We start from the raw sequence: 23,282 nt of genomic DNA on the forward strand, positions 1-23,282 counted from the left end.
AATAAAGGCAGCTGATTTTGCATACTTTGGCACAACTCGCTTCAGGTGAACTAAAAGGTATTAAACGACTCACTATCTCAGAGGAGTTAACCGCGTTTCCAGACGCTATTTTTACGCTTGCTGATACGTTAGAAGTGCTAGATCTTTCCGGGAATAAGCTGTCTCAGCTGCCAAGCAATTTCTCCAGTTTAACTAAACTGAAACTACTGTTCTTAACGAGTAATGAGTTTGAACAAGTCCCAGCAGTTATAGCAGCTAGCCCTCAATTGGAGATGATAAGCTTTAAATCCAATAAGCTGAAAACGGTTGCTACAGGTTCATTGCCTGTGCGGACCCGTTGGCTTATTTTGACCGATAACCAAATAACTTCGCTACCTGAAGATATGGGGTCACTCACTCGATTACAAAAGCTCGCGCTAGCGGGTAACAAGTTAAGCGCTTTGCCTATTAGTATGGCTAATTGTTCAAATTTGGAGTTGGCTAGACTGTCTGCCAATGAGTTTACTCAATTTCCAGATTGGTTATTTCAATTACCTAAACTTGCTTGGTTGGCTGTTGCTGGTAACCCTACGGCCGCTGACAATAAGGTAAGCTTAGCCAAGACACAGCCGGCAGAACCTATGCAGTCGGTGCCTCTAGCGGATATTCAATTAGGTCAAGTAATAGGCCAAGGTGCGTCAGGCGTTATCTACAGTGCTAAGTGGCTTAATCAGCCTCAGTCACTTAAAGGCACTGCAGCTAATATCGCAGTTAAGCTTTTTAAAGGTGAGGTGACCAGTGATGGTTATCCGTCTGATGAGCTTGCATGCTGTTTACAGGCTGGCGTACAAAACAATCTAATTAAAGTCGTCGCTCAAATTAAAGATGCAGGCAAGCTTGGACTCGTGATGGAGCTTATCCCAAGCTCTTTTGCAAATCTTGGCCTGCCGCCTTCACTCGATACTTGCACTAGAGACACCTTTGTTAAGGGTCAGGAACTGTCGTTAGAGCAAGTTTTGTTGGTGCTGATGCAAATGGCTGCAGCTATGGCTCATTTGCATAAAAATGGTGTTAGTCATGGTGATGTATATGCACACAATACGATGATTAATAGCCAAGCAGATATGCTTTTTGGTGATTTTGGGGCTGCATCTAACTTATTGCGATTACCCCTATTACAACGTGAGGCAATGGAGAGTATTGAAGTGAGGGCGCTGGGTTGTTTGATTGAAGATCTGCTAGATAACAGATTGGCACAGCGAACTGAATTATCTGAGATAGTGATCAAACTAGAGTTGCTTGCTGAAGATTGTCTGCAAACCCGTTCAGCACTGCGACCTCGCTTTAGTGAGGTCTTGTCTCAGCTAAAGACGTTGCAAGATAAACGACTTAACTTAGCATCTTACAGTGAAAAGTAAGGTGGTTTGATTACGAAAACTCCATAGATCTACATGTATCTATGGAGTGTTAATCTCGCTTAATCCCTTCTTTGTTTTTGGCCACTTCCTTTATGGCTGTTGGCTGGTTTATGACTCTTGGCCTGTCTATAACTTTTCTGTGGTTGATAACTCTTTGCCTGCTGATGACTCTTAACCCGCTGTTGGCTTTTAGCTGGTTGATGACTCTTAACACGCTGTTGGCTTTTAGCTGGTTGATAACTCTTTGCCTGTTGATGACTCTTTACAGGTTGATGACTCTTTACAGGTTGATGACTCTTAACCCGCTGTTGGCTTTTAGCGGGTTGATGGCTCTTTACAGGTTGATGACTGTTAACCGCTTTGGTATTGCCATAGTAGGCGTTGCGCACATTGGGTTGCTGCTTTAAGTTTTTAGCGAACTGCATTTCACGGCTTTTATTCACTTTATAGGGTTTTTGAGTCCTAACAACTTTGCTATGGGCACGACTTGGGACGTGACTTTTATATTTGTGCTTTAAAGCATTATTGCTATAGGCGACACCTCGTCTATGCTGTGGTTTATGTGCCCAGCGTTTGGCGCCATGGCTAGTGACAATACGTCCGTGATGACGATAATGACGTGAGTTTTTATGATGCACGACCACAACATGACGTTTGTGCCAGTGAAACGCACTGAAATAGTAATTGAAGCTAATGTGGACGCCTGTATGCCAGTAAAAGTGACCATATCTAGGTCGCACATAGCCAGGGTACATAGCCCAGTATACCGGGGGATAGTTATACCAATACCAGTTTCCATATACGACTCTTGGGTCATAGTAAGGTACGTAAACCACCTCTTTCCTAACAGGTTCAATCACAATTTGATTATTGACCCGCGTCACCTGCATATTTTCCATATCATTGAGGCTGTTGGCGTTGTCAGCTTGTTGTCGAAGGGCTTGAATACTGGCAAGCACCTGTGCTTCATCTTGCAAAAAAGCATCGCCAAGGGACTGTGTCCACTGCAGATCTTCACTGAGTTTTTGTAGCACGGTAGGAAATGCAATCAGCGCAATAATACTCGGGTCCCACTGCATGCTCTCGGCATTTGAGACTTGTTTTTCGGTACTGAATTGTTGATTTTTTTGTTGCCAACGTTGGGCTTCAACAACTTCTAATGGGTAGGTGGCAGCGATTAAGATATGTGTCAGCAGACTGTCTGGGTAGAGTGCAATCGGCGCTAACATCTGCGCAAGTTCTCCCTCATTGAGCTGAGCCTGTTGAGCGTTTTCATAATCTTCAGCGTATGCACTTGCTGGAGTTAACCACTGCAAAGCGATAACCAGAGACAAGCAACAGCAATGTTTGAACATGTTCATATGCTTTCCTATCGAATAGTGACGATAAGCAGATTATAAAGGGGCGAAGATGAACATAAGCTGAAAGCCAAAAACAGCTCGATTATTGATGTTTTTTTGCTATAACCGAGCTTTAGGGAATGGGACTAGGATTTGAAAATTATAGTAAACCGAGCTCCACCTAATAAGTCTGATTGACCCATAGAGAGTTGACCGTGATAGCTATCAACTAAATCTCGCACGATGGCGAGGCCGATACCGTGTCCCATCTTATAGGAGTCAGCTCGAATGCCGCGCTCAAAAATTTGTGCTTGCAATGCTTTATCTATGCCATTGCCATCGTCTTCAACTTGCACTATGAGTGATTGAGCATTGTGAGTGACACTCAGTAGCACCTTACCTTTTGCCGCTTTACAGGCGTTATCTAGCAAGTTACCTAGTATCTCAGAAAGATCTGCTTGGTCGCCCTTAAAGATGGCATCGCGTTGAACAGTTTGCTCAATGGCGATTAGTGGTCGGCAGTATATTTTAGGAAGGTTTTTAACTAATTTGTCAGACACATCAACAACTGGTACACCCAAGTGCCATGCACTGCCTGCTGCGGATTGGGCGCGCTTTAATTGATGGCCAATAATGCGGTTGATATAGCTGACCTGCTCAAATGATTCAGCACTTAAGTCGCTTTGACTTTGAATGACTGCCAACGGGGTTTTAAGACTATGGGCAAGATCGGACAGTGCATTTCGATAGCGCTTTCGTTGATTTTGTTCGGTACTAAGTAACGTATTTAGTTGCTGCGCCACCGCTTGCAGCTCTGTTGGGTACTCGTGTGTTAATTGATTCGCTTTGCCATTTTCGATGGCGTTTAGCTCTGTTTCTAAGCTTGATAAGGGTTTTAAGGTCCACCACAACCAAGCCATCTGTATCACCAACAATAACCCCATAAGGATCATTAACCAGCGCCACAGTTGCTGAGTAAACTGGCTGACCTGTTGTTGAAACTCTGTTTGATCTTTAATGATGTGGATAGTGATTGGAAAACGATTATCTGATTGTTTAACATCTTTATTATCGAGCGTGGGAAGTTCGAAACTGACGCTAAAGCTGTAGATCAAATGCGGTTGTTTATTAAGCGTCACTTCACTAAATTGCCCCTGTCCTTTAACTGGGTTCGGTAGCGACTTTGGTATTTCGATACCTAATAAGGAGCTAGAACGCCAAGCGATACGTTGCACTTGGTTTAAGGGAGGCAAGTGGCTACTAGTGGCTGTGCTATCGGTTTTTTCTACAAATTTGGCATCAAAACTTGCACTGTTGCTAGCAGCTTCCTTTGGTGTTCTTGAAGTCGTAATGACCGCATAAAGTCCTGATTGAATGACGTTAAATTGGTTTTCTAGTAGTACTTCTGGCATAAATATGCCATCTCGGTTCACTTCTGTTACTGCCAGAATGGCGTAAACATAAGCTTTTAGCTCGTTCAGCGACGCACTCTTAACTTGTTGCTTAAACGCATCATTGAGCCCAAAACCTATCAACGGCATTAAAATCAAAATAAGCAGTAATGCACTCACGATCAGTCTGGCTTTTAATGAGTGCATTGATGTGGTTAAGCGCGACACAGAAAACATGTTATGACGGCTTTTCGGCTTGATTACGCGGTGCCAGTTTGGTTAAACGGTATCCTTGACCTCTGAGTGTTTCGATAACTCCAAGTTGATTATTAGCATCTAGTTTTTTACGTAAGCGACGAATAAAGACTTCAATGACGTTGGAGTCGAGATCGAAATCTTGATCGTAGATATGCTCAGTGAGCACAGTTTTAGATTTTACTTCGCCAATATGTAGCATAAAGTATTCGAGCAACTTGTATTCTGAGCCGCTTAAGCTGATTAGTTCGCCATTTTTAGTCAGTTCTAAACTACTGGTGTTCAGTGAAAAAGGCCCATTACTAATAACAGGGCTTGCCTTTCCTGCTGAGCGGCGAATGAGTGCTTTTAGCCGGGCAACTAACTCTTCAGGGTGAAAGGGCTTAGTGAGGTAATCATCGGCGCCAGCATCTAGCCCTGCAACTTTATCTTGCCAGCTATCGCGAGCCGTTAAGATCAGGATAGGAAACTCAATGGTAAGTGCCCGCAGCTTGGTAATAAGGGCAATACCGTCAATTTTTGGCAACCCTACATCAATAATCGCCGCATCATAATTGTACTCTTTACCTTGAAACAGGCCTATTTCACCATCATCAGCGGTGTCGACGGTATAGTTGGCTGCAAGTAGATGTTGCTTAAGGTTACTTTGTAGTGCGAGATCATCTTCAACGAGTAAAAGTCTCATAGTCGGTCCTTGTCTGTCGCCGTTAATTACGACGGATACTGCCAGTTTTGGCATCTACGGATACGTAAAAAACGACTCCATCTTTAGAAAGTACTTTGACTCGATAGCCTGGGTTACCGTTTACACGGGTGGACTGAACTTTGAGGATCTTACCTGAATAGCGGCTTTTAACTAATTGCGCAGCTTGCTGTGAACTGCTCACTTTAAGGGGTTTTCCAGTATGATTTGTCGCCATCGCCATAGAGGCTGCCGATAAAGTGAGGTACTGGCCGCTCGCATTGGTAGGCATTGAGCCTAATAATGCAAAGGGAATTAATATCAACAGTAAAACAGCTTTCATTAAGAGCACCAAAGAGTTGAGATGTTATCAGTTTAAAAGATCCCACTAGATTAGTCATTATACCAATTCGAGTTAAGCTCATCACATTCCCAAGATTTCAAATTTCAATTCAATATATGGAAGAAATTATGCATCGAGATTCAGTTTGTTAGATATAACGTTTGTAAGATGAACCCAACCTGAATACCAAAGGAGGTCGTAACTAGACTTAAGTAACTGATTTTAACGTTCAGCTTGTGTTCATTTTGGTTGGTCTCTAATAAGCGAAACTTAATATATTGTTCGAGGTGATGATGAGCCAACTTACATGCCAAACCAAACGACTCTCCCTGATAGTGCTTTTTCTTGGTGCTTTGCTACCTGTGGCTACGGCGGCTCAAGAGCTAGGTCAGACTTTGAGCTCCTCAGCTGGCTATAAGATGGAAGCAGCGCAGAGTAGCGGTGGGAGGGAAAAGGCAGTACTTACAATAGAGCAGCAAGAATTACTGCTACAACAACGCCTAGAAAGTACTCATTTCGTTGTAAGCAAGCAAAGCCGTGAACAGGTCATACAGGGCCATATTGATAAAGCGTTAAAGGCAGACAATCAGCGCCAACATGCGTCTTCTCCAGCATTGTATGCCAATAGTGTTTATCGTGATTTTTACATTTACGATGCATACAGCCGCCTATTTGTTGATAACGACTTTGATGGTTTTTATCAAACTTTTAGCGTCACTTTTGATGCTGATGTCAGTGGATCGTATGTCAATGAAACAGCCAATGTGTTTGCAGAGTTATACTTAAGTCGTAATGGTGGTCCTTGGGAGCACTATTACACCACTGATATTTTCACTATTTTCGGCGACGCTACTGATGACGATTATGAAGTATTAACCACGCTTGAATCCGGATATACAACCGATCATTACGATGTTCTCATTGATCTCTATGAAGTGGGTTACGGCGATATTGTAGCCACCGTCAGTTCAAATGATTTTGATAGCCTCTACGCCTTACCATTAGAAAGTCGCTATTGGGATGAAGAGTACATTGAGATAGAGACTGAGCATGGTGGAACTATGTCACAGTGGGGCATATTAGTGCTGTTAATATTGGGACTGACGCGCAGATATTTAACTCTTCGCCAACCACACTGACAAGAAAATATTTGAGAATTTACTATTGATATATTCGCCACAGCATTGGAAAATAAATCACCTTAACAGACAGTTAATTGCCTATATTATGAGTGAACAGTCAGCCTCTACTGCAGTGGTTAATGCAATACCCTTAAGTGGTTCTGTGCCAGTAGAGGTTGATTTAGCGGGGAATAGCCACGACGTTGCTTTGTGGATTTGGGAGCATCTTGTGCCTCAAGTGGGCTCTGCCGACTCTCTGCAAGGTGAGATAATTCGTGCCATCGAACTACTGTCGTGGGAGGCACAGACCAACAGTAACCTCAATTGGGATGCAAACTTTGATGCACTTATTGCATATCTAAGAGAGGCCTTCTTAGGTCAATCCATGCTTGCCCATTACTTAACCGTCGCTGATAAAGAACAGATAGCTGCTGATCTCGATAGGTTGTCTTGCTTTATCTTACCGACAGAGCTCGATAGCCGAGTGTATGTTGAAGAGTTGCCCTATATTAATGACGATCTCTATGACCGATTAACTGGCTATCTTGTTCAGTTTTGCAGGCAACACCCTAAAGTTATCCCTTTTAGATAATCTAGAGTTGATGCCTTTGTCTTTTGAGACATAGCAGTCAAAAGAAAGCTGTTGCTATTTCCTACATCAAACCTACCCCGCCCATTTGCAAGTTTCTAAGTAACAGAGAGATCAGAACTGTGATTTTGTCATGCATATTAATGGCTAAATCAGTTTGGATTGACAGACTTTAATGATGTAAAAACGTGATCTTAATCACTGAGTGCGTGTTATTTTTATAATTTACTTTGTAAGTTTTTAGGTAAAAAACTAATAAAAACAATACTAAGCACATTTTTTAGCTGTATCAGTCGCTGTTACACTTGTTGTTTTGTTAATGATAATCGTTATCATCACGCCGCATAATACTTAAGTGGGGTTATTGGATGAAACATTTTCGCTATTCTTTGTTAGCAATTGCATGTGCTACGGCATATTTACCAGCGACGACTTACGCGGCAGAAACTGCTGAAGCAAACGCTATAGAACGGATCACCGTGTATGGCAGGCAAAATCAGGTTGTGATGAATTCAGGTCTCGCAACTAAATCAGATATGTCACTAATGGAAACTCCTGCGGCAGTTGTGATTGTCGACGAAGAATTAATTCAAGCGCAGGGCGTCGATAACTTACAAGATTTGGTACGTAATATCAGTGGTGTTACTCAAGCAGGTAACAACTATGGTATTGGTGACAATCTAGTTATTCGCGGCTTGGGTGCAAACTATACCTATGACGGCATGTATGGTGGAGCGGGTCTTGGAAACACTTTTAACCCGACTCGCTCTTTAACTAATGTTGAATCGGTAGAGGTTCTAAAGGGGCCTGCTACTGGTCTTTACGGTATGGGCAGTGCTGGCGGGGTAATCAACCTTATTGAGAAGAAACCGCAGTTTGAAGCATTGAATGAGTTCACTGCTGAAGTCGGCCAATGGGATACTTATTCGCTGTCGGTTGATAGCACCGCAGGGATCACCGATAACTTAGCTTACCGAGTCGTGGCTAAGACCGCGCGTAGCGATGGCTATCGTGATATTGGTACCGATAGAGATGAAATTTATAGCTCATTGAAGTATGTGATGAGCGATACGCAAGATCTAATGCTATCCGCCAGTTATATTAAAGATGCGATTGCCGTAGATTCAATTGGTCACCCAATTCGAATCTTTAACGCTGAATCTGTGGGTGGAAAAGGCGCAGGTGAAGTTAGCTGGGAAGATTTAATTAATGATCCTAACAATGCAGGCCTGCAACTGACCGATGAGCAGCGACAGCAGCTTGCCGCCTCACTTGCTAACAGCGATGGACAAACCCCTTATGCATTTGGCAATGCCGGGATTATCTCGCCGATGGCAAAAGATAATGAAGGTGAAGAGCTGCGTTTTAAGCTAACTCATAACATCTATTTCAATGACAACCTATTCTTGAATCAACAGCTGCAGTACCGTAACTATACTTCAGGCTTTGCGCGTCAAACCGGTGCTTACAATTATGTATACTGGAACAGGCGTGGAAAGATTAATGAAGAACCACGTGCGCCTTTAGTTGAGGATGGCGTGCTGTATCCATTTGCGGCACGTCGTCAGGAGTACCGTAAGGTTGAGGCCGATGAGAAATCTTGGCAGTACTTTGCCGATCTGCGTTACGACTTCCAAATTGGTGAGATTGATAACGAATTATTGGTAAATGCTAACTTCGAAGATAGAGATATTGCATTCAAGCAATACTCTATTTACGACGCAGATAAAGTGATTAAAAATAAAGCTGGCGATGTCATTTACCAAGGGGCACTGCCTTATATCTATGATATTCGTAATCCTAACTGGGCAGAAGGGAGCTTTGAAGATCACGACCCTCTAATGACCAGTAATTACAATAAGAAGGTCAATGCATGGGGTGTTGGTCTACAGCATGTCGGTTACTTGGGCTATGGTTTTACTACACGCATAGGTGTGGCATTTAATGAAATTAAACAGACCTATCAGCACTTAGGTGTCGATCCACGTTACTCGGCCAGCCGAGCTGAACCAACAGCTGAAGCTGATACTACGGATAATGGTATTACCTACAACTTAGGCGTGACTTATATGCCTACAGATGACTTGTCACTGTTTGTAAACCACTCAAAAGGGCGTACAGCTTATAGCATTCTTGGCGGAGTCGAAGGTACTGGAGAGGATCGTGCCGATTCTGAATCAGTCAGTGATGACATAGGTATTCGCTATAAAGCATTTGAAGATCAAATGTTGGCGTCTTTAGTTTTCTTTAAAAGTGCCCGAACGAACCTAGAATATGGTAACCCAGATTATGAAGAGGGGGTTTCTGCGCCAGGAACTCCAGAGAGCTTTTACAATGGTAAAGAGGAAACCACAGGTGTTGAACTTGATTTAAATGCCCATATTAATGAGCAATGGATGGTTAACTTAAACGGCGTTTACCAAGATGCACGAGATAAGAAAGATCCCAATAGAAGCAGTTACGATACTCGTCAAAAAGGCGTGCCTTATGTGACAGCCAGTGCTTGGGTGACTTATGGTGCAGACTGGTTCTCACTAGCAAGTCCTCTCAACATAAGCTTAGGGGCTAAATATGTTGATGATCGCAGCACTAATTCAAGTTCATTTGGGATCCCTGATGGCTACGTGCCGAGCTATACGGTACTTGACTCAGCAATTAGTTACGATGCTGAGCAGTGGAAAGTACAGCTAAATGTTAATAACCTCTTCAACGAAGAATATTACAGTAAAGCTATGTTCTTAGGTGGTATGCCTGGAGAGGAGCGTAACGCTAAGCTGTCGTTAACCTATCGTCTATAGCAATGACTTAACTTAATAAAAATGCAGCCAATAGGCTGCATTTTTTTAGTTTGACGAACCTATGTTGGCGCCGGCTAATCGCAATGTGATTAGCCGTTTTTAGTTGCAAAATAAATATGTTCTCCCGCTTGAAACTAAGGGCTGTAGTTCTTTCGAGCTTAGTTGTTGTTCGATTCTTTACCGTAAGGAATAATGCTTTTAGGGCAAGACTTAAGCGGTGATGCTTAGCGAGCTAAGTGAAAAGCTGGTAACGCAGTGATAAAAGCACTTTTTGCAGCGTTATAGGCTATTTGCGGACAATGACTAAACTGCATAACCTCTGCCTAGTTAAAATAGTCAATAAACTGCGGCCAAAACAACCACAAAAGATCAACAGTCTCCAACCGTTATGTTAGCTTAACCTTTCTGTTACAACTTGAAAGGGAAAGCATCGTTATGAAAATTCGTTTAAAAACACCTATTGCGTTGGGCTTACTATGTGCCCTTACGGCTCCATTGAGTGCAATAGCAGCCGTTACAAGTTTAGACAGCTCAGTTGAACGTTCGATGCCAAAACTTGAAGAGCTCTATCTGCATCTACATCAAAATCCTGAGTTGTCATATCAAGAAAAAGATACCAGTGCACGAATGGCAAAGGAATTATCAACACTGGGCTTTGATGTGACTGAGCAGTTTGGTGGCTATGGTGTTATCGGTATTTTTAAAAATGGTGACGGTCCAACGGTGATGATCCGAGCCGACACCGATGGATTGCCAATTATTGAAGAAACCGGCAAGCCTTACGCGTCAAAGGTGACGACGACGGATGCGAGTAATAATACTGTAGGCATTATGCACGGCTGTGGCCATGATATTCATATGACGAGCCTGATTGGTACTGCAGAGCAGATGATTAATCACAAAGCAGATTGGAAAGGTACGTTGATGATGGTGGCGCAACCGGCTGAAGAGGTGGGCGGCGGTGCAAAAGCGATGCTCAAGCAGGGACTGTTTAGCCAATTTCCTACACCTGATTACGTACTAGGGTTACATGTCAGTGCAGCGCTACCTGCGGGTAAAGTCGCCATAGCGCCAGGATATGCTTTGGCAAATGTTGATTCGGTAGATATAACCGTAAAAGGCAAAGGCGGGCATGGTGCTTATCCTCACTCGACTAAAGATCCTGTTGTTCTAGCATCACGTATGGTGTTGGCGTTGCAAACTATTTCCAGTCGTGAAATTTCGCCACTGGAACCCAATGTGATGACTGTGGGCTCAATTCATGGCGGCTCAAAACACAATATTATTTCAGATGAGGTGAAGTTGCAGCTTACACTTCGCTCCTATAATCCGGATGTGCGTTTGCAGCAAATTGATGCGCTTAAGCGCCTAACTCGAGGGATTGCGATTAGTGCAGGCCTGCCTGATGAACTGATGCCAGTGGTATATGTCCACGAAGAGGAAAGGATCCCTTCAACTTATAATGATCCTATTTTGGCAGCTAAAGTACAAACAAGCATAGAGAAAGAGTTAGGCGTTGAAAATGTGTCTAAATCTGAGCCCGTTATGGCCGGTGAAGATTTTGGTTTATATGGTCTTACCGCAGAAAAGCGCCCAATCACTATCTTCTGGTTAGGTGCGGTCGACCCTAACGCTTACCAAGTAAGTGTAGATGAGGGAAGCAGTTTACCTTCATTACACTCCAGTCAATTCGCCCCCGATTACCCAGTAACGATTAAAACCGGTGTAAGAGCTATGAGCGCCAGTGCAATGGATCTTTTTAATAGGGATTGAGGGTACACCAATACTCGATGATTAGCGGCTCATACTCATTTAGCCGCTGACACCGTTTGACTCATTCACTGTTGCTTATTCTCGACCTTGCTCAGCAGTAACATCGTCTCTTCTTTTAGTTTATCAAGCTGTTTTTGCGTGACAATATCTACTGATTGCTTGACGTATTTATAAGCCGTCGAATAGTTGTATTCTATAAGTGCGAGTCGCGCTAAGTTATTTAGGGCAATTACTTGTCCAGCTTGATCTCCGACCATTTTATGGTAGTCCACAGATAGCTGGTATTGTTGGCTTGCGATGTCGTAGCGACCGAGACGCTGATTGACATAGCCTGCCCACGCCGCAATATATGCCAGATAAAGCCAATCTTGGGAGTTAGCAGCATGGGTGCGACTCAGCGATAAGGTTGAAAGTGCTCGTGTTAACTCTCCTTGCTCGATATAACTTTTAGAGAGAGTTAAGCCGAGCCTAGCTGATTCACGGCGGTTATTAATTGAATTTGCCTGTATTAACCCAGCATTGACTAACTTATCGGCTTTGGAATAGTCGCCTTTTTTAAGCCGTATTTCGGCTTTCTGTCTTTGTGCTATGAGGTTATTTTCTTTAGCCACTAATAGCTCATCTAACAGTACTTCAGCGTTGTCTCGTTCACTATATTGCAGCTGCTGCAGCGCTAGAATCAGTAACTGGTTATCAAAAAAATATGTACTAGATATATTTTTAGCACTGACTGCTGCGCCGGTTTTTTGGTTAATTAATTCGGCAAAATCTAGGTAGAGTGACTGAATGTCTTCAGCGCTAACCTGTCCGGCTTGCTCAAGGTTTGGGCCGTAAAGATGATAGTTAAGGTGATAGCGACCACTCTCTTTAGTTAACGTTGTTTCTGCGACTAACGCGGCGCCTGATTGAGTCAGTAATTGGGAGAGTTTTAGTGGCCGGGTATCTTCAATGTAGCTAGTATTTTGTGCTAATAAATTAATCACATCTTCAACTTGAAGTATCGGGTGCATATTAGATTGGTGTAGCAGAGCTATGATAGATTCCTGTTGCGCATATTGCTGCCACAGAGCGTTATGGCTCATTAGATCTGACTTGACAGGCAGCACGATGACGGCGCCTTTTTCCATCGGTATAAATTTATCTTGCGGGTAAAATATAAAACTCAAAACCATGATAATCACAGCGATAAGAATGAAGAGCTGAGTACGATACCGACCCATTAAATATAATCCTTTATTGACTAGTTTTGTGATTGTTCTTATGACTTAGACTAGCTTATAAGTCCTCTGAACATCCATATTTTCAATATCACTAAACGATATTAAATATTAAATATTAAAAATATGGAATAGGGGAATCTTTCATCTGTTTGAAAAAGAGGCAAGTATTCTAGTCATTTCAGTTCAGCATTTAGATAAAAAGGCTGCTTAAAGTGAGCAAATGCTGTTCGGTTAAGAGATTAACTGGTAGTTTGATAAAAACCAGAAACTAAGGAAGCCCGTTATCACAGGCCTCCTTAGTTTTAAATCACTTCAAAATGAGTCACTTTTTGCTTAACCGATCGGCATTAACTTAAAGTGAGCAGCCTTTTTTAGGGCTAGACATAGACAGCTTATGTATTCCAGGGGTTCGGAGGCAGCTTATTGCTGTTATTGCGAGCGTTACTTTTGGATTGGTTGTTAGCACCTTTGTTATCATTGCGCTTCTTCGAAGATGAAGTCCCTAAGCTAGGTTTGGATTTTGACTGTTCGCTATCCTTGTTTTTTTCCGTCATCTTTTTAAATTTAGGCTTAAAGTTCAACACTGATATCGGCACCTCTTTTCGAGGAGCAAAACCTTCAATCTCTCTTCTTTCAAGCAGATGCCCTAGGCGGCTTTCAATCATGCATAGGTTTTTGAAATCATCTTTAGAAACTAAAGATACCGCTTCACCATTGGCTCCAGCACGGCCAGTTCGACCAATGCGATGAATATAGTCATCGGCGGGAAAGGGAAGGTCATAGTTAATGACTAAAGGTAATTCATCGATATCGAGACCTCGAGCAGCAACTCCAGTAGCTATTAATAATCCAATTCTACTCGACTTAAAGTCTGCAAGGATCTTCTCTCTAACCTCTTGGCTTCTACCACCATGGATACACTCAGCAATAATGCCGCGCTTTTCAAGTTGGCTTACAAGCTTTGCTGCGCCTTGCTTGGTTTCGATAAATATTAGCGCTTGTTGCCAATTGTTCTCTTTAATCAAGTGGCTCAATAACGCTGATTTTTTATCTTTATCAACGGTGGTTAGCCATTGTTCAATTTTCGGCTTGGAGTCAGTATTGGCGATGACAGATATTTCAACTGGTCGCTCGACAGTTGTTTTTGCTAATGCCTTTACTTGGTGTGACAGTGTGGCTGAAAACAGCAAGCTTTGCCTGTCTGTTGGCAGCTTATCCATGATCTTATCGATGTCTTCGATAAAGCCCATATCAAGCATTCTATCGGCTTCATCAAGCACGAGAATATCGAGCTCATCGAAATGAATCGCTCGTTGGGTATACATATCCAGTAAACGACCCGGTGTCGCGACTAATATGTCGACTCCATCGAGCAGGCGCTGGCGTTGCGGCTTGGCATCTACGCCACCATACATGGCCATTGAAGTCAGATCTAAATGTTTACCGTAAAGTGCAATGTTGGCTTCAACCTGCACCGCAAGCTCGCGAGTGGGGGTTAATATCAAGGCTCTAATACGTTTTTTACGCTGGGTTTGCGATTGACTGAGTATCTGCAAGATCGGTAATACAAAGCTTGCTGTTTTACCTGTACCAGTTTGCGCTGCGGCGATTAAGTTGCGCCCACTTAAGATCACCGGGATGCTCTTTGCTTGGATTGGAGTTGGGCTGGTGTAACCTTGTTCGGCTACTGCGGTAACGATTGGATTGCTTAATCCAAGCTTAGAAAACGGCATGGTGAGTCTCAGTTATCAGTTGTGATATTGCGTATTGCAGTTATAAGCGCCGAGTTATCGCGGCTGCTGCCATAGATTATAACAGTATGTAGTCGTAATCGGGTGATATTGTTTTTATGCATAGCTGGCTATTTCATGGTGACTTTTCCACCAACAAATTTATAGGCAGGAGCACCGCGAATGATTGTCTCTCTGGCAAACTCCTGGTCGCATTTTGGGCAACGACAGGCTGCTGTGGTGTAATCGGTGACAATGCGTTCTTTAAAGCATTTCACCAATGCGCCTTTGCCGCCTTTTCGGTATTTAAAGAGGATGGCTTTGCATTTTGCGCAGAATATCTCAACCGTTTGCGTCGGCCCTTTTTTATTGGGTTTTGCCATGGTTTAACTGTACTGTTTTATGTTGCTGACAATTTTGCCATATCAAGCCAAGTGCTGTCGCGGTCTAAGTTATTTAAACTAATGTTTGAATAGCTTGAAAATAATGTTTAACAAATTTGCAACCCAGTTTATGATGTTTACGGCACCGAACTTTTATAAATGTATTATAGGTAAGTGAATGATAAAAATAATAAAAATCTCAGTCGTGACGTTACTATCCATCGTATTTGTATCTGCAGTGTCAGTATACCTATTATTGTTTATGAGCTTGCCAAAGTTAGATGCATCGATTGATAGTGACGCAATCAGTAATAGCATCACTATTGAGCGAGACCGCTTAGGCACGGCGGTCGTTACCGCTGATAGCCGTCAAGATGCTGCTTATGGCTTAGGTTACGCCCACGGGCAGGACCGATTTTTTCAAATGGATCTACTGAGACGAAACTCTGCAGGAGAGCTATCAGAGATATTTGGAGAGAAGGCTTTGCCGCTGGACAAAAGCCGTCGTTTTCACCAATTAAGAAAGCGAGCTAATGGTATTGTTGCTACATTACCAAAGGAACATTTGGCGCTTTTGCAAAGTTACGCTCAAGGGGTAAATGATGCTGTTGATGCTCAAGCAATAAATAGTTTTGAATACCTGGTTACTGGCGCAAAACCACGGGCTTGGGAACCAGCGGATAGCTTACTAGTGATCTACAGCATGTACTTAGATCTGCAAGGCAATACTATTAAGCGCGATCTAACTCTTACCTATATTCAATCGATATTTGGCGTGCAGATGCTGGATTTCATTATTCAACCTAGCCGCTATCAAGCTGCGCTCGATGGCAGCCTAATTGGTTTGAAGCAACCAGCGATCCCATTGATATCTCCTCAGTATGTCGCTCAAGCGACACCTAAGTCGATAACTGAAACATTGGATATTGGCAGTAATAATTGGGCAGTTACGGGAGCGTTAACTGAAAATGGTGAGGCAATGCTCTCTGATGATATGCACTTATCTTTTGCCGTGCCTATCATTTGGTACCGTGCGCAACTTAATTACTCACAAAGTGATGAGGATATCAGTATTACTGGCGTATCACTGCCTGGTGCCCCAGCCATCGTGGTGGGCAGTAATGGTCATGTGGCTTGGGGCTTTACCAACGCCTACATCGATACTGCTGATTGGATTGAAATAGAGAATAGTTCAGATCTGACATTCGAAAATGAACAGATTTTACTGCCGGATTCTGCGGTTGAATATAAGATATTGATGTCTGAGTATGGACCTGTGAAAGGAACATTAGCACAGCATTATGCACTGTCTTGGGTCGGGCACCGCGATTATGCGGTAGATATGTCGTTAGTTGAGCTCGATAAGGTAACCGACGTGCAGCAAGCGATAACCATCGCTAGCAACATGGGGATCCCAATTCAAAACATGATGCTTGTTGATACTGCAGGTAATGCTGCGTGGAAACCTGCGGGCGCTTTTCCATCAAGAACAAATCCAAGCGATGTTGCAATCAAAGAGTCAGACTATCAAGCCGAGAACTGGCTGATTGATAACGCTAAGTTGCCACAGATGATTAATCCGAAAAGCCAGCGATTGTGGTCTGGTAATTCCCGAGTGGTATCAACAAAGCAACATCAAGAGTTGGGAGACGGTGGCTATGCCCTTGGCGCGCGTAGTACGCAGATCCGAGATCGACTATTTGCCGAAAGTAGCTTTACTGTAGATGATTTCTACCAACTGCAGTTAGACAATGAAGCTCGGTTTTTAACGTCCTGGCATCACCAGCTAATTGGCCTTTTAAGTGCTCAGCCAAAGCGCTTTGCTAAGGACATCAGTTATCTCAATAATTGGCAAGCGTGCGCCTGTAGTGATTCTGTCGGATATACCTTGGTAAGACAATATCGACAGCAATTGATTGATAGTGCTTTTGCACCGCTTGAAACCCAGCTAGGCCTGTCTTCACAAAGCTTGTCGCCAGTTAAGCGCTATTTGGAACCTGCTATGTGGCAACTCATAGACGCTAAACCCGCATCTTGGTTACCGAGTCAATATGCTGATTGGTCGGAGTTTATGATCAGCAGTTACCTACAAAGTAAGCAGCAGCTATTAATGACTTACAGTAAAGATAATGATATGGATGATTTAGCATGGGGAAAAGTAAATCAGCTAAAAGTACAGCACCCTTTCTCTAAACAGATGCCGATACTAAGTGCATTGCTCGATATGCCTGTTGTCAGCGGTTTTGGAGATAGCTATATGCCTGCCGTTCAGGGAGCTTCATTTGGTGCATCGCAACGATTTATTGTGCAAGCTGGCGATGAAGAAAACGGTGTGTTAACCATACCTGGCGGTCAATCTGGTCATCCGTTGTCCGATTTTTATCGTGCAGGTTTTAGTGAATATGCGACTCAGCAACATACGCCGTTATTACCCGGTAAATTATTGCACCGAATAGAGGTGAGTGCTCAATAGGTGATTAGGCTTCATATATCGATTAAAGGCACTTTTTGCCTTTAATCGACATATTTGTGAACTTTTATTCGCAATTTTTTTAAGAGTCAAAAAGCAGAGGTAACGCTGAATAATTAGTCTGTTATGGCAGATTTATTTGTTAATTGCACTTTAACTGATTATTTATTCTGTTTTTCGCGGCTGTTTAATTTTAGAGCGTCAATTCACTAGCCAGCTCACTAGCTCAGACGCTAAACAATCTGCTTTATCTTTGTTAGTATCCGATACAAATAATTACACCTATGAATAATTACTCAATGAATTTAGCTAGATATCTTGTTGTTAGTGTGGGGCTGTTAAGCTTATCTGCATGTCAAAAAGATCTTACTTTTCAGATCGTATTAGCAGCTGAAAGTACTCGCTTTAGTGCTGACACTCAACAGGAGTCAGTGGCTTGTGATATTGGTATCTATGCAATCAATGAGATGGATTTTGGTGTAAAGGTTGCTCCTGAGTTGACTATATTCACTGATGATGAAAAGTACACCATGCGGATAAAGTCATGGGGTGATGACTGGGATTACTTGGTGGCTAAAGATGGTGATGAGGGAAGTAAGCATGGCTTATGTTTCAAAGAGGTGAACCAAAAATCTTTTAGCTGTGATGAGGTCATGTCAGCCTTAAGAAATGAGCACTATAAGTTGACCCTCAACCGCTGTGAAAAGCTCGATCAATCTCAATTGGATTGTAATATTGATGTGGAGTTAGCCCAGGAGGGGATCAGACTTAAAAAAGATGAAAAGTTGACTCGTCTTTAATTCTCTCGTTATGACTTCTATTTAAACGATGTTAGTGTCAATTATGAGATCCATAAGAGAGAATGCTACTTATTTACTTCGCCCTTTGTTCAGCCTCACCTATAATTACTTTATCTCTTCTTAGAACCTTGATATTGCGTGCAAAAACATATTTTATTATTGAATATTTGTGGCCTAATGCTTTTTTTTCATGCTGCTGCATCTGCTGGCGAAACAGAATTCAAGCCAAATAACTGGGGGCAATTTACCTTTGAGAACGATGCTTTCGGCGTACTTGAACCAACTGATGATGGTTACAGTAATGGCGTGGGTTATGCGTGGGGTGATTCTGCTGTTCAAGGGTTTGATGATATTGATATGCCTGCTTGGATCCGTGCCGCAAGCGGTTGGAGTTATATAAATCAGGGCAGTAAGGGGCAGTACAGCATTAGTTATGCCATCTTACAAGGGATGTACACTCCGTCAGATCTTGATACAGACCAGCTGCTTGTTGATGATAGACCTTATGCAGGGGTGTTGTTATGGCAAGCTAAATTACGCCAGTATGATGACAATGTCGCCACAAGCCTTGCACTTAATCTAGGCGTCGTTGGCCCAGCCTCATTAGCCCAACAAACTCAAAGTTTTATTCACGCAATTATCGACGCTAAAGATCCTCAGGGTTGGGATAATCAACTTGAAAACGAAGCTGTGTTTCGCATTGAGTCTGAATATTTACATCGTTTTGGCCAATTAGCACTGTCAGATAGTGTGGCTGCTGATGTGAGTTTTTACAGTCAAGCTGGACTGGGGAATTTACGCACTGATGCTGGCTTCGGTTTAACATTTAGGATCGGCAGTGGCTTGGATGAAACCTACGCCAGTATTAATCCAACCGCATCCCATAGTGCTAATCCCTATGCCTATATGTCCGATAAAGGTTTTAACTGGATGTTGTTTTTTTCAGCTTATGGTGGCTATGTGCTAAATGATATTACGCTTGATGGTAATACTTTCAAAGATAGCCACTCTGTTGAATTGATCAATGAGCAAGGTCAATTGAGTATGGGGTTTGCCATGCGGTGGGGGAGTTGGGGGATCTTATTTTCAACGCTGCGCGGTAGCGACCATTTCGAAGGGCAAATATCTGACACCAATTATGGCGCTGCAAGCATAAGTTATCATTATTAATATCTAGACGCATTAACCTAGAATGGTAATGTTAATTCTGGGTGGCTTAACTATTTGATTTTAATTTGAAATATATGTTTTATGGGTGTTACTGTTTAGGTTCAGTTTGAAACCGTGAACCTGTGACAAAAGTCCATTAGGCTGCCAATTGACACAGTGGCTTCAGGCAGAGCGGATATAGTAATAATCTATTGCAGAAAGTAATCTGTTATTATTGAGCCCTTATTATTTTTCAATTGTCCTAATGTATGCCAACTGAACGTGATTTAGCGCCGAAACAACAGCGCAGTTTAGATACTCAAAGAAAACTATTACAAGCATTACACAGCTGCTTGGCTGATAAATTCTTCGAACATATTAGTGTCAAAGATATCGCTGATACTGCCGGAGTTTCAGTCGGGACTTTCTATCGCCGTTTTAAGGATAAAGAATCGCTATTGCCTTTGTTGTATCAAGATTTTGGCCATGACTTAATGGTGTGGGTTAGCGATGTGGAAAGTGAAGAGTATTCAAATCTGCATGATGCGTTAGTGCAAATGGTTAACGCGACTTATGTTTTCTTATTGGAAAAGGAGTGTGTATTTCGTACGTTGCATTTAAACTCTAGGCTACATTCGGAAATATTAACGTCAGATAAAGTGGTAAGCAGGGACGTGGTTTATCAAAAGCTATCTGCTATTTTACTGCGTTTTGACAATGAGATCACAGCAGTCAATAACTCGCAAGCAAGTGACATCAGCATCTATATGTTGATAAATACTTTATTGGACAAAGTTCTCTACCCTAGACTGACTCCTGCTACTGCATGTAGCTTAACAGCTGCTGAATTTACCAAAGAGCTACCAGAAGTACTATTTGCTTATTTAGCAAAGTCATAATGTTAACGCCATTCAGAATGCAGCGCTCAATTTACGCCAACTGACTTGCAATAAAGGGGGCTGTGTCTTTGTATGGAACCAAGTAAAGCAAACCAAGTTGCACTTATTGCCTTGTGGTTTAACTGCTAACACGCTGTTGCTATTAACATAGCTTGTACTACTTCATGGTATTGATATCAATGGCAGTGCATCCGTAGTGCTGCTTACAGTAAAGCCAGAACTAGCTCTTTATTTAATTGTTAATCCTCATTAATAGAGGTGACATCATTAGCCGTTATGGTCACCTTATAATATTGATTACGTCCGTTCTCCTTCGCTTGATAAAGTGCCTTATCAGCCATCTCTGTAATCTGTTTACCTGTCACAAAACTGCTACCTTGATAAGAGTGGTTGGGCATAGGTAGCACTTGGCAAACGCCAAAGCTTACGGTGATATATTGTGCGACTTCTGAGCAGGGGTGAGGAATCGCTCGGTGTTTTAGGGCTTGCAGTATCTCTTCAAGCTTGCGCTCGAGCGGTGCAAATGGAATATCACTGTAGAGCATAATGAACTCCTCGCCACCGAAGCGAGCACACATATCCTCTGCGCGTTTAAAATGCTGCTCTAGCAATATAGCCACTTCTTTTAATGCCTCATCACCAGCCAAATGGCCTAATGTATCGTTGTATTTTTTAAAGTAATCGATATCAGCCAGAATGAGGGTGAAACCAATATTTTGCCGCTTTAACAATTGAATTTGTGTTTCTAGGTGTAGTTCAAAAGCACGGCGGTTGGCGATTTGCGTTAACTCATCGACATAAACTTGGTGGCTAAGCAGAGTATTTTGCCTCTGCACTGTGCCCATTAGAGCATTAAAATGAAAAGATATTTTTCTAAGTTCAGTAATGATGTAGTTCTTAGGCAGCTCTTTATATTTTTGTTTTTTGTCCATTGCTTTGATATTTCGGGCAAGACGTTGAACAGGTCGAATAATAAATCCTGCGAGTAAAAGGTAAACAGTAATTAGTAGTACCACCATGGCGAAGACTAGGCTTATCATGCCAACTCCCCAAATCGATGGCGCTTGGCTATTGGTATGGTATAGCGTTAACTTGAGTATTGCATCTCCTTTGGTATTGCGAATGACTCGTTGGGTAAAAGGCGATACTTGAGTGAGATTAACGTCAGCATCCCAATCTTTGAGCCCTTTAGCCTCTGTCTTGCTGTTGATTGATGTCATCACTACTGGTGTAGCTGTAAACAGGGATATCTCATCAATCAACTGTTGATTAATCAAACGAACGAACACTAGAAAACCGTTTGAAGCTAAGCTCTTATCTGATAAAAGTATGGGAGTTGAGCTGTAGAGCGCTGGACCTGCTTGAGTTGAAAGGACGCCAGTTTTTGGGGTGACCTTTTTGCCGTTATAGGGAGTATCTATCAGTATCTTATTTTCTGGAAAGGCTTCAAATTGATGGAAGTCAAAATTCAATTCATGTTTATTTTTATGATGGTAACCTTTTGAATATAGTAGCTTAGCTTGGCTGTTTAAAATAAATACCCCATCTATTTCTAAGCGGATAAAAGTGTCATTTAAATAGTTTTCCACCAGGTAACGCAAACTATGCTTTGAAGTCGGTTGCTGCACATACTCAAAGGTTTCATCCCAAACTGCATAGTCATAATTTAGGGTTGTCATAGGTTTATTGATGCGATTAATGGCAAAAATCATACTGTTTAACTCTCTCTCGGACAGCTTTAACATGGTCGTTTCGAGTTGTGGAATTTGAATGAAAAATCGATAACTAAAGATAACCGCTGTGAAAAGCACAACGATGAGGGTGAAGACTCGAATTTGAAGTTGATTAAAACTGAGGATTTTCAAAGCCTATTTTGCACCTATATGAGCGTTACATTTTTATAATGCACTGAGAAGAGTTTGAATTAATTGTAGCAGTAGTTAATTAATTCGCTCTGGCGTTGGCATTGATGCAATACAATAGAATTTCTATGGCTAGATAAATACTTTCAACTCACATGATTTTGGCTATTTAAATAACAGTGAAAATGACACAAGAGTATATGATGCAAAAAATATTGAGAGATAGAATAGTGGCGATCTGTGATAAAAAGATTGCTCAGAAAGGTGATACTGTTGGGGTTTCATTTTACGCATTTTTTGCTAATAAAAATGATGATCCACAGTCATTGATGCAAGTCGCGACTTGGTGGATTGAAACACACCAACTGGATCATTTTGTTAAGGCAAGTAGAGTGAAGGAATTGGTTGAAGCAGGGTTATAGCTTAGCCTCTTAAGAAAGGAAGATAGATGATGTTTACATTGGACGTAGAGCCAGATTTAGCACTGGCTTTAGTTGAGCACTCTTTTGCTGGTAAATACCTCGATATAGTCTCTTTGCAAAGAGACTATTTAGCGCAATGGCTGGTATGGCCGCCACTTGCCCATGATGAAGCATTTTTTGAGCGTTTTATCGAAAAATCATTGCATGATTATGCAGCGGGTAACTCTTTAGTGTGTGGCATCATTTATAGGGGCGAACTGGTCGGTAATATCAGTTTCAATAGTATTGACAAAAAATTAAGAAAAGTAGAAATAGGCTATTGGCTAAGCCAAGGTTATCAAGGTAAGGGGATCGTTAGCAGATCAGTCACTAAACTCATTGAACTCGCTTTTAATCAATTGAAAATGGATAAGGTAGAGGCTTTTGTTGCTATAGAGAACCAAGCCAGTCGCAGCGTTTGTGAACGCTTAGGGTTTAAGCTTGAAGGTGTGATAACACGAGCTGAACAGCTCAATGGCCGCATGTATGATCATGCTGCTTATGGCTTACAGCGCAATGATTGGTTGAAAGGTATCAATTCAAAGCAGTAATAACAGGATGAAAAAAAACCACCGAAACTATTCGATGGTTTTTATTCTTACCTAGCACCTAGCACCTA

At 42.2% G+C, this 23,282-nt stretch carries 19 protein-coding genes; 11 read left to right on the forward strand and 8 right to left on the reverse strand.

From position 1 onward, the window contains the following. The first annotated feature begins 17 nt into the window (after positions 1-17). Positions 18-1,397, forward strand: coding sequence for a leucine-rich repeat-containing protein kinase family protein (locus AB4135_RS13245; protein ID WP_371993551.1), 1,380 nt, complete (start codon positions 18-20; stop codon positions 1,395-1,397). Positions 1,398-1,456: 59 nt separating this feature from the next. Here the strand turns inward: AB4135_RS13245 and AB4135_RS13250 are convergent, their stop codons facing one another. The 4 genes from AB4135_RS13250 to AB4135_RS13265 all read right to left on the reverse strand — a co-directional run bounded on the left by AB4135_RS13250 (position 1,457) and on the right by AB4135_RS13265 (position 5,408). Further along, a complete protein-coding gene (locus AB4135_RS13250) occupies positions 1,457-2,758 on the reverse strand; it encodes a DUF3300 domain-containing protein (RefSeq protein ID WP_371993553.1) in 1,302 nt (433 codons plus the stop codon). A gap of 125 nt (positions 2,759-2,883) precedes the next feature. Continuing rightward, positions 2,884-4,365 (reverse strand): ATP-binding protein, encoded by a 1,482-nt coding sequence (locus tag AB4135_RS13255; RefSeq protein ID WP_371993555.1) that lies wholly within the window; start codon positions 4,363-4,365, stop codon positions 2,884-2,886. Position 4,366: 1 nt separating this feature from the next. Then, the gene (locus AB4135_RS13260) at positions 4,367-5,068 is read right to left on the reverse strand and encodes a response regulator transcription factor (protein WP_371993557.1); all 702 of its coding nucleotides are present in this window, start codon (positions 5,066-5,068) and stop codon (positions 4,367-4,369) included. A gap of 22 nt (positions 5,069-5,090) precedes the next feature. Continuing rightward, entirely contained in the window at positions 5,091-5,408 is a 318-nt protein-coding gene (locus AB4135_RS13265; protein ID WP_371993559.1) for a PepSY domain-containing protein, read from the reverse strand. Between the two features lie 293 nt (positions 5,409-5,701). Here AB4135_RS13265 and AB4135_RS13270 point away from each other — a divergent pair, with 293 nt between their 5' ends. From AB4135_RS13270 to AB4135_RS13285, 4 genes are all read left to right on the forward strand, one after another. After that, complete coding sequence (locus tag AB4135_RS13270; protein ID WP_371993560.1) at positions 5,702-6,547, forward strand: choice-of-anchor H family protein; 846 nt, start codon at positions 5,702-5,704, stop codon at positions 6,545-6,547. 88 nt (positions 6,548-6,635) lie between these two features. Then, complete coding sequence (locus tag AB4135_RS13275) at positions 6,636-7,121, forward strand: hypothetical protein (protein WP_371993562.1); 486 nt, start codon at positions 6,636-6,638, stop codon at positions 7,119-7,121. 365 nt (positions 7,122-7,486) lie between these two features. Then, a complete protein-coding gene (locus AB4135_RS13280; RefSeq protein WP_371993564.1) occupies positions 7,487-9,916 on the forward strand; it encodes a TonB-dependent receptor in 2,430 nt (809 codons plus the stop codon). Positions 9,917-10,351: 435 nt separating this feature from the next. After that, the gene (locus AB4135_RS13285) at positions 10,352-11,689 is read left to right on the forward strand and encodes a M20 family metallopeptidase (RefSeq protein ID WP_371993565.1); all 1,338 of its coding nucleotides are present in this window, start codon (positions 10,352-10,354) and stop codon (positions 11,687-11,689) included. Positions 11,690-11,754: 65 nt separating this feature from the next. On the opposite strand, the gene AB4135_RS13290 is transcribed toward AB4135_RS13285, so the two are convergent. The 3 genes from AB4135_RS13290 to AB4135_RS13300 all read right to left on the reverse strand — a co-directional run bounded on the left by AB4135_RS13290 (position 11,755) and on the right by AB4135_RS13300 (position 15,022). Further along, positions 11,755-12,909, reverse strand: coding sequence for a tetratricopeptide repeat protein (locus AB4135_RS13290; RefSeq protein WP_371993567.1), 1,155 nt, complete (start codon positions 12,907-12,909; stop codon positions 11,755-11,757). A gap of 392 nt (positions 12,910-13,301) precedes the next feature. Next, positions 13,302-14,642, reverse strand: a complete 1,341-nt coding sequence (locus tag AB4135_RS13295) for a DEAD/DEAH box helicase (RefSeq protein WP_371993569.1) — start codon at positions 14,640-14,642, stop codon at positions 13,302-13,304. 128 nt (positions 14,643-14,770) lie between these two features. After that, positions 14,771-15,022, reverse strand: a complete 252-nt coding sequence (locus AB4135_RS13300) for a hypothetical protein (RefSeq protein WP_371993571.1) — start codon at positions 15,020-15,022, stop codon at positions 14,771-14,773. A 178-nt stretch (positions 15,023-15,200) separates the two neighbouring features. Between AB4135_RS13300 and AB4135_RS13305 the strand changes: the two genes are divergently transcribed. The 4 genes from AB4135_RS13305 (at position 15,201) to AB4135_RS13320 (ending at position 20,340) form a co-directional block, all read left to right on the forward strand. Beyond that, positions 15,201-17,495, forward strand: a complete 2,295-nt coding sequence (locus AB4135_RS13305; RefSeq protein WP_371993573.1) for a penicillin acylase family protein — start codon at positions 15,201-15,203, stop codon at positions 17,493-17,495. 296 nt (positions 17,496-17,791) lie between these two features. Beyond that, positions 17,792-18,292 (forward strand): hypothetical protein, encoded by a 501-nt coding sequence (locus AB4135_RS13310; RefSeq protein ID WP_371993574.1) that lies wholly within the window; start codon positions 17,792-17,794, stop codon positions 18,290-18,292. Between the two features lie 177 nt (positions 18,293-18,469). Continuing rightward, positions 18,470-19,462, forward strand: a complete 993-nt coding sequence (locus AB4135_RS13315; protein ID WP_371993576.1) for a lipid A deacylase LpxR family protein — start codon at positions 18,470-18,472, stop codon at positions 19,460-19,462. A 248-nt stretch (positions 19,463-19,710) separates the two neighbouring features. Beyond that, positions 19,711-20,340, forward strand: a complete 630-nt coding sequence (locus tag AB4135_RS13320; RefSeq protein WP_371993577.1) for a TetR/AcrR family transcriptional regulator — start codon at positions 19,711-19,713, stop codon at positions 20,338-20,340. 239 nt (positions 20,341-20,579) lie between these two features. Here the strand turns inward: AB4135_RS13320 and AB4135_RS13325 are convergent, their stop codons facing one another. Further along, complete coding sequence (locus AB4135_RS13325; RefSeq protein ID WP_371993579.1) at positions 20,580-22,205, reverse strand: diguanylate cyclase; 1,626 nt, start codon at positions 22,203-22,205, stop codon at positions 20,580-20,582. A 200-nt stretch (positions 22,206-22,405) separates the two neighbouring features. On the opposite strand from AB4135_RS13325, the gene AB4135_RS13330 reads away from it, so the two are divergent. Then, complete coding sequence (locus tag AB4135_RS13330; protein ID WP_371993581.1) at positions 22,406-22,624, forward strand: DUF6500 family protein; 219 nt, start codon at positions 22,406-22,408, stop codon at positions 22,622-22,624. Between the two features lie 29 nt (positions 22,625-22,653). Then, on the forward strand, positions 22,654-23,214 hold the full coding sequence (locus AB4135_RS13335) for a GNAT family N-acetyltransferase (protein ID WP_371993708.1): 561 nt from the start codon (positions 22,654-22,656) through the stop codon (positions 23,212-23,214). Positions 23,215-23,282 lie beyond the last annotated feature (68 nt).

Origin of the sequence: Shewanella sp. 10N.286.54.B9 (assembly GCF_041468565.1) — a bacterium.
GTDB lineage: Bacteria > Pseudomonadota > Gammaproteobacteria > Enterobacterales > Shewanellaceae > Shewanella.

Excerpts from the sequence above, each read along its gene's own strand:
- AB4135_RS13265 (WP_371993559.1), bottom strand. The coding sequence starts at position 5,408 with ATGAAAGCTGTTTTACTGTTGATATTAATTCCCTTTGCATTATTAGGC.
- AB4135_RS13335 (WP_371993708.1), top strand. The coding sequence starts at position 22,654 with ATGTTTACATTGGACGTAGAGCCAGATTTAGCACTGGCTTTAGTTGAG.
- AB4135_RS13300 (WP_371993571.1), bottom strand. The coding sequence starts at position 15,022 with ATGGCAAAACCCAATAAAAAAGGGCCGACGCAAACGGTTGAGATATTC.
- AB4135_RS13285 (WP_371993565.1), top strand. The coding sequence starts at position 10,352 with ATGAAAATTCGTTTAAAAACACCTATTGCGTTGGGCTTACTATGTGCC.
- AB4135_RS13315 (WP_371993576.1), top strand. The coding sequence starts at position 18,470 with ATGCTTTTTTTTCATGCTGCTGCATCTGCTGGCGAAACAGAATTCAAG.
- AB4135_RS13275 (WP_371993562.1), top strand. The coding sequence starts at position 6,636 with ATGAGTGAACAGTCAGCCTCTACTGCAGTGGTTAATGCAATACCCTTA.
- AB4135_RS13255 (WP_371993555.1), bottom strand. The coding sequence starts at position 4,365 with ATGTTTTCTGTGTCGCGCTTAACCACATCAATGCACTCATTAAAAGCC.
- AB4135_RS13250 (WP_371993553.1), bottom strand. The coding sequence starts at position 2,758 with ATGAACATGTTCAAACATTGCTGTTGCTTGTCTCTGGTTATCGCTTTG.
- AB4135_RS13270 (WP_371993560.1), top strand. The coding sequence starts at position 5,702 with ATGAGCCAACTTACATGCCAAACCAAACGACTCTCCCTGATAGTGCTT.
- AB4135_RS13330 (WP_371993581.1), top strand. The coding sequence starts at position 22,406 with ATGCAAAAAATATTGAGAGATAGAATAGTGGCGATCTGTGATAAAAAG.
- AB4135_RS13280 (WP_371993564.1), top strand. The coding sequence starts at position 7,487 with ATGAAACATTTTCGCTATTCTTTGTTAGCAATTGCATGTGCTACGGCA.
- AB4135_RS13290 (WP_371993567.1), bottom strand. The coding sequence starts at position 12,909 with ATGGGTCGGTATCGTACTCAGCTCTTCATTCTTATCGCTGTGATTATC.
- AB4135_RS13295 (WP_371993569.1), bottom strand. The coding sequence starts at position 14,642 with ATGCCGTTTTCTAAGCTTGGATTAAGCAATCCAATCGTTACCGCAGTA.
- AB4135_RS13305 (WP_371993573.1), top strand. The coding sequence starts at position 15,201 with ATGATAAAAATAATAAAAATCTCAGTCGTGACGTTACTATCCATCGTA.
- AB4135_RS13320 (WP_371993577.1), top strand. The coding sequence starts at position 19,711 with ATGCCAACTGAACGTGATTTAGCGCCGAAACAACAGCGCAGTTTAGAT.
- AB4135_RS13260 (WP_371993557.1), bottom strand. The coding sequence starts at position 5,068 with ATGAGACTTTTACTCGTTGAAGATGATCTCGCACTACAAAGTAACCTT.
- AB4135_RS13310 (WP_371993574.1), top strand. The coding sequence starts at position 17,792 with ATGAATTTAGCTAGATATCTTGTTGTTAGTGTGGGGCTGTTAAGCTTA.